Below are 9,867 nucleotides of genomic sequence, written 5' to 3'. Positions count from 1 at the left end.
ACCAAAAACTTTCTCCAGTTTTCGGGGCAACTGCCCCATATAAATAGAAGGCTTTAAAATTCCATTGAACTTTACCTTTTGGCTTAACTCCCAAAGCTGTAATTCTTTTTCTCTCAATCGTTTTTAAGCCAATTCTAGTTTCATCTTGAGACCAATACTTGACCCCCTTTTTTGCTGGACTAGGAGTCGTAGACTCCAACCAGCAAGCCATTTTCAGAAATTTATTGAGTGTCTTTTTGAAAGCAATAGCTGCTTGCTCATCTTTTTTTATACTGGAGCGTCTTGGTACTTTTAGTTTAGCTTTCATTCGATAGTGTAAGTGTTTGTATAATGTGTGATAATTGATTGATATTTTATAGTTGTTTTCCACCCATTTAGCAATTTGCTTATAACTCTTGAATTCACATGACTCATCACTTAACTTTTTTGACAATCCAGCTATTACGCCCGAGGGAATTACTCGCGGTCTACCCGTTGATTGCCGTATTTCTAACAATCCTGATAGACCGCCACTACTATATTTTTTTAACCATCTATGTACAGTAACTCTATGTACCCCTAAACGTTCAGCTACATCTGTCAGACTTAGACTATAGCCAGCTTTTAAGCAATAAAGTGCTTGGATTTTTTGTCGATTAATTACAGTTCGTTGTTGTGACAAAATTATTTTCAACTCCTTGACTGTTGCATCAATTCTTTCTTGATAGTTGACCTTCCTAAAAAATCCCTTAATTTTCTGACATTGTAGCACTTATTTGGCAAAATGGTATAATTCCAAAGTTTTTAGATGTTAACAATGAAATTTACCACACAGTTATAACTCGCGGTCAGCCTGTCTTGGCTGCGGGAGAAGCCGAGATTGTGGGTAGTAACGGTTCATATATTTTGCTAAAAATCAGCAATCACAGCGGGCATTTCCAACCCACTTCAGAAAGTTTAGAACTAGGAATTACAGCCTTTAGGCAGCAAGGAGTTGATATAAGTCATTATGATAGAGAAGATGTGGAGTAGATAAATTATGACTCAATCTCCTACGACAATATCGATCGATCGCATTCTCGAACAAGATGCCGAATCTGTACTGATTTGGGCAAACAACGTATTTTCAGCTCAAACCGCCCAACCACAAGACTTTAACTGGCTGTTATTAGCCGATGCGGCCTCTGCAAAGGCTCGAAAAGGTGAAAATAGTTCCGGTTTGTTCGATCGCACATGGGCAGAAGTAGCGATCGCAATATACGATCGCAAGGCCGATGAAGCCGATCGCAAAAAACCAGGTAGTGGCGAGTCTTTTACGATTTCCTCAATGATGCTGCGGGCTGCGGGGATAGGAAAACTCGGAGTAATTTATGAGCATCCTGTTCTCGATGTTAACTTAATTCTAAAATGGTTTTGGGATAACATCAAAGAGTCGCGGGAAGATGTGGAAAAAAAGGCGGCTAATTGGAAAACGCTACCCATTGCAGAAATTCGCGAGTTAAGACAACTAAAAAATCGATTGAAAGTTATTGCTGCACTAGCTGACACTGATAAATGTGTTTTAGATGAAGAACTCAGCACTTGGCTTTCAGTGCGGGAGAAACTGCCATAAGTGCGATCGCGAGCGAGTCCCAAAGGAGATAGAGTCATGTTTGACTATAAAGTTGTAGAAAGTAAACTCCATCAAGTCATTAACATCATCAAACCACAACTGTCAGAAACTCAAATAGAATTTATGGTTTCAGATATTCAGGCTGGCGAGTGGAATTTAGCGTTAGAGATTTTGTGCGATATTCTCATTGAAGAAGAAATTCCCATAGATTTAAAGGGTTATGAACTCTTGCAAGAAGTGGGCAATATCTTGAACATGGAACGAGAAACTTGGGAGATGCTAAAAGTCCAAGTAACTCCTTGAGATGAGTTTCAATAAAGGAGTTTTTTTATGTCTCGCACATTAGATATTTTTCTAGACTTTCCGCAGGACATCGAACATTTAATCAAAGAATTAGAGTTGATATTGGCTCTAAAATTCGAGCTTGTTTCTGATGGTACTGACAACTGGTATGAGTTTCGCAACTCAACAATCACTCTTACTATAGGAAACCATGATTTTGAAAACGATCGAGATATAAAATTTGAAGAATACCCTTATAACCTATCAATCAGAGCGCTGAACATCTCGAATGAACTTGAGAGGCAAAAGTGGCGTGATGATTTTGCTAGTTATGTTTTCCAAAAGTTGAAAGCTACAGAAAGCTATCGTTTAATGCTGGTGGATGACCTACAAGTGAAGTTAGAGGAGTTTGCGCCATTGGTGAAGATTTGATCGAACATCATAATAGGCTTAGAGGAAACAGGAAATTTAAAGGTAGTTTTCCATACCTTTAAACAAACCGATCGCACTTCTTGCATAATTTGGCTCATTTGGGCCCGTAAAGCTAACTTCAGCGATAAATTATCGAATATGTTACACTTTATGTCTAGAGAAGAGAAAGGGAGTCAAACAAAATGACAACTATCCAATCAATGACAAGTGCAATAACATCCCTTTATGAACAGGATTTTTATCTGTGGCTACAGACAACTATCAACTTATTAAAAGAGGGAAAGTTTTCTGAAATAGATTTAGAGAACTTATTAGAGGAACTAGAAAGTATGGGGAGAAGCGATAAAAATGCTTTAAAAAGTAATTTGAGGGTACTTTTAATGCACTTGCTTAAGTATAAATATCAGCCAGAAAAACGAACAAATAGTTGGGTGTACACCATTCGTGAACATCGTAAACGCATCCGAGATACCTTCAAAACCAGTCCGAGTTTATATCGTTTTTTTGAAGAGATTTTTAATGAATCTTATCAAGATGCTAGGGAGTTAGCCGCAGATGAAACAGGTTTATCTATTGCGACATTTCCCCCAGAGTCTCCATTTACTGGAGAAGAAGTTCTTAATCCTGATTTTTTACCGCCTGACAGCGATCGGCATGAAAATCCTGAAAATATTGAATAATTGAATCAGATATCCTTCTCTGTACTAATCGGTCATAGTATCATCGAATATGCAAAAGTGAGGAAATAACTGTGGTCACTGCTATTGCTGCACAGAAAAATTTTACTTTAGAAGAATTCATGGCTAATCCCCCCGACAACATGGAATGGGTGGACGGACAACTCGTTGAGAAAAATGGAGCCACGCTCAAGCATGGTAAAATTCAATCAAGGCTGGGTTGTGCTTGGGCAAATTACATGATTTTCAGCAAACAAGGAGGAGAATTTTATATTTCACCACCTTGCCGCACTAGCCGACAAATTCGCCGTCCCGATGTCGCTTATCTCACACCCGATTTAGTTGCACAATTTGGTAATCTTGCCACTTTACCCCAAAGTTTTCCGCTAATTTCCGAAATAGTTTCACCCACCGATATCGCTGAAGATGTATTTCTCAAAGCACAGGAATATTTAGAATCTAGTTGTCAGGAAGTCTGGCTAGTTTTTCCCGAAAGTCGTTTAATATTCGTGATGACTCAAAATCAAATATTGACATTTAGATCCGGCGAAACCGCCAGCACCCAACAAATCCTCATCGGTTTTAGCATAGAGGTCGATCGATTGCTAGCTTAAACTAAATTCTACAACCTTTCATTTAGCAGCACGCGACACAAAACTCTCCTCTACCCGTTGCACCAGTTCTGAAATCAAATTGCTACAATATGTTTAAGACTCCTCAGTCCGCCTTCGCGGACTTCGTTTGTAGAGCCTCGGAATTCTATTCGGTGGTATTGAATTAATATCCCACCCTTATCGGAGCAAACCGCCATGTCAGACGACTTTTCCTTAGACGAGCTTTTAAATAGAAGTTACTACGCCTTCAAAGACGCAGAAAACCAAGTGGGACAATGCAATGTTTTAGTCATCGGCAAAACCGGTGTTGGCAAAAGTACCCTAATAAATTCCGTTTTTCGCCAACGCTTAGCAGAAACCGGAGTCGGCCGCCCCATCACTCAAGGCATTCGCCAATATACCAAACCGAATTGCCCGATCGCAGTTTACGACACTCCCGGACTCGAACTCAACGCCGAACAAATTAAACTTATTCAATTAAACGTTGCTAAACTAATTGAAGACCAAAGACTCCTGCACCCCAAAGAACACATTCACGTCATCTGGTACTGCATCAATCACAGCGCCAATAGAATAGAATCAGTCGAGGAAAACTGGCTGAAAGAAATGGAAGTCAAAGATGTACCAGTGATTTTAGTGCTCACTCAAACTACATCGAAAAAGCCCAGCGAGTTTTTCAAGCAACTGGAACACATTAATTTGCCAGTCAGTCAAATCATTCCAGTCATGGCTGAACCGGAAGAAATAGATGAGGATTATACAGTAAAATCTCACGGTTTAGACAAGTTGGTGGATGCAACTTTTCAACTGCTGCCGGAAGTCGCTAAAAAAGCTTTTGTGAAAGAACAAATTGCCAATGTTTCGCTGAAATCTGACATGGCATTTAAGTATGTAACTGGTTATGTTGCCGGTTCTGCGATTGTTGGCGCGACTCCTGTACCGTTTGCTGATGCGCCGATTTTGATGGCGATGCAAACGGCAATGATTGCTAATATTACTGTGATTTTTGGAATGCCCTTTGATAAGGGGTTTGTTTCGGCGATGCTGTCTGCGATTAGCGGGGCTGGCGGGGTTACTGCTGTGGGTAGAAGTATTGTGACTAATTTGATTAAAATGATTCCCGGTGCTGGTACTATTGTCGGCGGTGCAATCTCCGGTGCAACGGCGGCAACTCTCACCCTTGCCCTCGGTTTGGCTTACATTGAAGTGCTTAAAACTTATATGAAAGCTCAAATTAATGGGGAACAAATTTCTTTGCAGCAGTTGACAAAGATGTTTGTAGATTTGTACAAGGATTATGCTAGTTCTGGGCGTAAAACTTTGAACGATGACAAACCGAATCAACCTAAGCCTCCCAATCAAATTAATATTGAGTAAATTGGGCATGGGGCATAGGGCATTGGGTATGGGTTATTTTTTTTACTCCAACTGGGATATTGCACCATTCTCAAGAAGCCTTTTATGAACAGGCAAGATGCCTGTTCCACAAAGATATTGATTTTCTTGTGGAACAGGCATCTTGCCTGTTGCTGAAAATGGTGCAATATCTCAGTTCCAATCAACTCATTCCCAATTCCCAATTCCCAATTCCCCATTACCCATTACCAATTGATTGCTACAATATGAGTGAATTCTGCAAAAAGGAGTAAATAACTATGGTAATGGTAGCCGTTTTATCAGACAATGTTTCTCTAGAAGACTTTATAGCCAGTCCCACCGACGATATGGAATGGGTGGACGGGCAAATCGCGGAGAAAAATGGCATGACAGTAAAACACAGTCGCATCCAATCTAGACTAGATTTTTCTTGGAGAAGTTACAAGATATCTAGCGGACAAGGTGGCGAAGTTTATACGGAAGTTCCTTGTCGTACTGACAGGCGAGTGCGTCGCCCTGATGTTGCTTATTTGACTGCTGAACTTGTTGCTGAATATGGCGATGTTGCTACTTTTCCTCAAAGTCCGCTGTTAATTGCTGAAATTGTTTCTCCTACTGATATTGCGGAAGATGTTTTTTTGAAGGCACAAGAGTATTTAGATTCTGGTTGTTTGGAAGTTTGGATTGTTTTTCCCGAGAGTCGCTGGATTATGATTATGACTCAAACTCAAAAGTTGACTTTTAATTTGGGGTCTACAATCAGCACTCAGTTGGTGCTGGCGGGTTTTAGTGTTGCTGTTGATGAGTTGTTGGGTTGAAAGGGAAAATTAGTTATTAAAAGATTCTAATATTTGGTAGCAAGATGCTTGACAAGATGGCGAGTTTTTGCAGGATAAAGTTAATAAATCAGTTCACGATCGCACTTCGACCAAAGAAACCGGGTTTTTACCGAATTTAAGGGCTGCAATCAAGAATTTTCGTAAAAAACCCGGTTTCTGAACCCCATGTGTCCAGGAGTATAAATTTTGTGAATTTGCACAAAATCACCGACAGCGGTAAGATATCTATTGCTTTGTTTGCAAATTTACCGTAAATTCCCATTGGGAATTCAAACCAGTAATCGAAATATGTCTAAAACTTACACAGTTGAATTACTTCACCAAGGCAGCACCTATACCGTAGAAGTGCCGGAAGATCAACCAATTTTGCAAACTGCGCTCGCCGCTGGGATTGATTTGCCGAACTCTTGCAATTCGGGGGTTTGTACTACTTGCGCTGCTAAAGTTATTGAGGGTAAACTTAAGCAAGTTGATTGCATGGGCGTTAGTCCCGAACTTCAGGCCGAAGGTTATGTGTTACTGTGCGTTTCTTTTCCCCGATCGAACTTGAAGATAGAAACAGAAAAAGAAGATATTGTTTACGCTCGGCAGTTCGGTAAATCCTAGGACTAAGCTAAAATTTACTTAAGTACCGAAGTATCGATCGCGGTAACACCACTATGGATCACAAGATGACCACCCATTTCATTTCCGCAGAAGTTGACCTCCGCGACACCGCCGAAGAATTGCACTCAGCCATTGAAATTGAACTGCAAAAGCACGGCGAACCTCTGCGCTGGGCTGTCACAGATGTGGATGTCGATCGGCAAAAGGCTGTGGTAGAAGGCTACGTGCTCGTGGAAGCATCCCCCGCAACATCGTGAACCCCCGCCCTTTGACAGTGGTTTTGATAGTCCCCACAGGCGTTGGAGCATCGATTGGTGGGTTCGCAGGAGATGCGCTGCCCGTTGCTAGGGCGATCGCCCAAATTTCCGATACGCTGATTACTCACCCCAACGTCCTCAACGGTGCTCAACTTTATTGGCCAATACCTAACGCTCTCTACGTGGAAGGTTACGCCCTTGATAAATTTGCCGCAGGATGCTGGGGTTTGCAACCAGTACATCAAAATCGCATCGGCTTAATCATGGATTGTGCGATCGAACCGGAGTTGCAGTTGCGCCACTTGCAAGCCGTTGACGCTGCTAGGGCCACATTAGGTTTGAACATCACTGATTGTATTTTGACCGATCGCCCGCTGGAAGTAGAATTGCGTATTTCAGAATCTGGGGCATCCTGGGGGACGATCGGCAATCCCGACAGTTTACTACGCGCCGCCGAAAAATTGATCAAACAAGCAAAAGTCGAGGCGATCGCCGTTGTGGCGAGATTTCCCGACGATGAAGGTAGCATCGCCCTCGAAAACTACCGCCGCGGCAAAGGAGTTGACCCCCTCGCCGGCGCGGAAGCTGTGATTAGCCACCTGATCGTCAGAACTTTTAAAATTCCCTGCGCCCACGCCCCGGCGCTGTCTGCGCTTCCCCTCGATCCGCACCTGTCCCCGCGATCGGCTGCTGAGGAAATCGGCTATACTTTCCTACCTTGCGTGCTTGCCGGCCTCAGCAAAGCTCCCCAATTTGTCACTCCTACTGTGGGACAGGCATCTTGCCTGTCGCAGGTATTGGGCGGGCAAGATGCCCGCACGCAGTTATTGGGCGGGCAAGATGCCCACCCCACAAGAGAGAAATTCTATGCAAACAGGCGAGATTTCGAGTCCCAGGATTTGTGGGCCGATCGAGTCGATGCGGTGGTGATACCCGCCACAGCCTGCGGCGGCAGTGCTATTCTGAGTTTGAGTGGGCGATCGTCCGTACAAATCATCGCTGTGGGCGACAACAAAACCCAGATGCAGGCGACTCCAGAAAAACTCGGAATCAAAGCTTTGCAGGTAAACTCATATTTAGAGGCGATCGGAGTTTTGGTCGCTTTGCGGGCCGGCATCACTCCAACTTCCTTGGGTGCAGACATCTCCTCCCTGCGTTGTTTGTCTAACTAAACTAAACAAATCTAAAATCTCAAACCTCAAATCTAAAAGTGATTAAGTGGCAGAAAAAATTCCCGAAAACCCTGAAATTGAACCCTTGACGCGCACCCAAGTTTTAGTAGCAATGGGCGTGACAGCAATTATGTTGCTGGCGGTAGCTAAATTGTGGTTGCTATTTGGATCGGTATCGCTTTTGCCAGTCAAATTGATAGGAATCGACTTGCTCAAAGGATGTGCGATCGGACTGGCAATTACAGGCGGAAGTGCGATCGTTTATCGCCTTTGGCCCGGTTATCGCCGGAGTGCTGACGTTTACTTAGAAGTAGTGCTCAAACCCCTATTTTGGCCGGATTTAATTTGGCTGGGACTGCTACCGGGACTGAGCGAAGAATTGTTATTTCGAGGCGTGATGCTGTCTGCTTTGGGATTGAATGTTACCGGTTTAGTTTTATCGAGTTTTTGTTTCGGCATTCTGCACTTGGGAGCCATGGATCAGTGGCCTTATGCTGTTTGGGCAACGGCTGTCGGATTGCTGTTGGGTTACAGCGTTTTAGCTACTGGGAATTTGTTAGTGCCAATTACGGCTCATATCTGCACGAATTTGATTTCGAGCTGTGTTTGGAAGTGGGAACACAATCTGGTGAAGCGTTAGCTCGATCGCAATTCCAAAGCGATTGAAATCGCTAGCAACGCGATCGCACAGTCCAAGTCCGATCGTTTTTTCGCTTGGCTACAACAGAATGGTGACGTATTTGCCTGACATATAGCAAGTTTGGGCTTTGTTTGGACTTAAAATTTGTTCAAGTCCCGATAATAGCAATTATGAAAAATATTCCTACATTCATGAGGTTGGGTTGCATTTCGTTCCACCCAACCTACTTTTGTTATTGTTGCAGAACTTTTCAGAATTGCTATAAGAGAATGGAGATTAATTGGGCAATAGGAATCCTACTCCCGAATAATTCTGGTGTTTTTAGACCTGGTAATGTCAAGCAGGTTTCGCCTCGATCGCACTTACTGGCCCTTTTGTTTCTATCATATTAGTCACTTTAAATCCTGCGGAAGAAAGTAAATTATAAAATTCATCCTTTGTTCGCATGAAAGTACCCCCCAGAATGAACAAAGTTAGGCTACCCATGCCAATAAATGGCGACATTTTGCCTTCAGGCAACATAAAATCAACAATTATCAGCCGATCTTTAGCTGTCATAGCTTGATAGCAATTTTTAAGAATTTTAATAGCATGACCATCGTCCCAATTGAGGAGAACGCGAGATAGTAAGTAAAGATTGCCACTAGGGGGAACTGCATCAAAAAAGCTACCTCCAACTATTTGACACCTATCTGCAACTCCAGCCACTTTCAAAACCTGATTCGCATCAACAACAACATCTTCGCGATCGAACAAAATAGCTTGCATCTTGGGATTGGCATTCAGAATAACAGCCGTTAGGGTTCCAATACCCCCTCCAACATCCACAAGAGTCTTAACTTCTGAAAAATCATAAGCTTCAAGCACCGGAAGCAGCCACTCCCTTGTTGTCTCCTTCATCCACTCATTGAAATTTACTGCCGCATCAGAATTCTGCTTCAAATAGCTATAAAAATTAGTCTTAAAAGTATGTTCAAAAGCAGTTTCTCCCGTCTTGACACCGTATAGTAAATTACCCCATCCCTGATAGAGTTCATCACCCATTGCCAGCACCGTACCTCGTAAAGAATCAGAAGTACCAGTCAGGAGATGTTTTCCCATAGAATTCAAGCAAAACTTGTCATTATCTTCCAGAGAAAACACGCCAACACTTACTAGCATACGCATCAGGTGATAAATACCCTGAGAATTTACACCAGCAGCTTTCGCAAGTTCATCAGCCGTCTTGGAACCGTCACTCAAAATATCTGCAATTTCTAGTTTAGCTGCTACAAAAAGAGCCTGAGATATTTGAAAGCCATACATCATTTCTAGTAGCAACGACGATGTGTTTTCGCCTTCAGCTTGGGCAGTTTCTGAATATAAAGCCATGAGTTCTCC

13 protein-coding genes are annotated in these 9,867 nt (G+C 42.6%); 11 read left to right on the top strand and 2 right to left on the bottom strand.

Features of this window, described 5'->3' with window-relative positions; all coding sequences use genetic code 11:
• On the bottom strand, positions 1-661 hold a 661-nt coding region (locus QUA58_RS20670), incomplete at its 3' end, for an IS630 family transposase (protein WP_333395644.1).
• 357 nt (positions 662-1,018) lie between these two features.
• On the opposite strand from QUA58_RS20670, the gene QUA58_RS20665 reads away from it, so the two are divergent.
• The 11 genes from QUA58_RS20665 (at position 1,019) to QUA58_RS20615 (ending at position 8,487) form a co-directional block, all read left to right on the top strand.
• Positions 1,019-1,591 carry a hypothetical protein gene (locus QUA58_RS20665; RefSeq protein ID WP_333257542.1) on the top strand — a complete coding sequence of 191 codons (573 nt, stop codon included), beginning with the start codon at positions 1,019-1,021 and terminating at the stop codon, positions 1,589-1,591.
• 36 nt (positions 1,592-1,627) lie between these two features.
• Positions 1,628-1,894 (top strand): MafI family immunity protein, encoded by a 267-nt coding sequence (locus QUA58_RS20660; protein ID WP_333395642.1) that lies wholly within the window; start codon positions 1,628-1,630, stop codon positions 1,892-1,894.
• 27 nt (positions 1,895-1,921) lie between these two features.
• Positions 1,922-2,305, top strand: a complete 384-nt coding sequence (locus QUA58_RS20655; RefSeq protein ID WP_333395640.1) for a hypothetical protein — start codon at positions 1,922-1,924, stop codon at positions 2,303-2,305.
• Positions 2,306-2,487: 182 nt separating this feature from the next.
• Complete coding sequence (locus tag QUA58_RS20650) at positions 2,488-2,985, top strand: DUF29 domain-containing protein (protein ID WP_333395639.1); 498 nt, start codon at positions 2,488-2,490, stop codon at positions 2,983-2,985.
• 71 nt (positions 2,986-3,056) lie between these two features.
• Positions 3,057-3,596 carry a Uma2 family endonuclease gene (locus tag QUA58_RS20645; RefSeq protein ID WP_333395637.1) on the top strand — a complete coding sequence of 180 codons (540 nt, stop codon included), beginning with the start codon at positions 3,057-3,059 and terminating at the stop codon, positions 3,594-3,596.
• 195 nt (positions 3,597-3,791) lie between these two features.
• A complete protein-coding gene (locus tag QUA58_RS20640; RefSeq protein WP_333254167.1) occupies positions 3,792-4,973 on the top strand; it encodes a GTPase in 1,182 nt (393 codons plus the stop codon).
• 278 nt (positions 4,974-5,251) lie between these two features.
• Positions 5,252-5,791 (top strand): Uma2 family endonuclease, encoded by a 540-nt coding sequence (locus QUA58_RS20635; protein ID WP_333254169.1) that lies wholly within the window; start codon positions 5,252-5,254, stop codon positions 5,789-5,791.
• A gap of 309 nt (positions 5,792-6,100) precedes the next feature.
• The gene (locus QUA58_RS20630; RefSeq protein ID WP_333254171.1) at positions 6,101-6,418 is read left to right on the top strand and encodes a 2Fe-2S iron-sulfur cluster-binding protein; all 318 of its coding nucleotides are present in this window, start codon (positions 6,101-6,103) and stop codon (positions 6,416-6,418) included.
• Between the two features lie 65 nt (positions 6,419-6,483).
• Positions 6,484-6,675 (top strand): hypothetical protein, encoded by a 192-nt coding sequence (locus QUA58_RS20625; RefSeq protein ID WP_333254173.1) that lies wholly within the window; start codon positions 6,484-6,486, stop codon positions 6,673-6,675.
• A complete protein-coding gene (locus tag QUA58_RS20620; protein ID WP_333395636.1) occupies positions 6,672-7,847 on the top strand; it encodes a DUF3326 domain-containing protein in 1,176 nt (391 codons plus the stop codon). Before QUA58_RS20625 ends, QUA58_RS20620 begins: the two co-directional genes overlap by 4 nt.
• Before the next feature lie 46 nt (positions 7,848-7,893).
• Complete coding sequence (locus QUA58_RS20615) at positions 7,894-8,487, top strand: CPBP family intramembrane glutamic endopeptidase (protein ID WP_333254177.1); 594 nt, start codon at positions 7,894-7,896, stop codon at positions 8,485-8,487.
• Positions 8,488-8,823: 336 nt separating this feature from the next.
• On the opposite strand, the gene QUA58_RS20610 is transcribed toward QUA58_RS20615, so the two are convergent.
• Entirely contained in the window at positions 8,824-9,858 is a 1,035-nt protein-coding gene (locus tag QUA58_RS20610; protein WP_333254179.1) for a methyltransferase, read from the bottom strand.
• Positions 9,859-9,867: the final 9 nt, after the last annotated feature.

The organism is Microcoleus sp. N9_A1 (genome assembly GCF_036701795.1).
Classification (GTDB): Bacteria; Cyanobacteriota; Cyanobacteriia; order Cyanobacteriales; family Microcoleaceae; genus Microcoleus.
The sequence above is the reverse complement of the archived record's forward strand: the minus strand, read 5'-3'. Positions and strand labels throughout refer to the sequence as shown.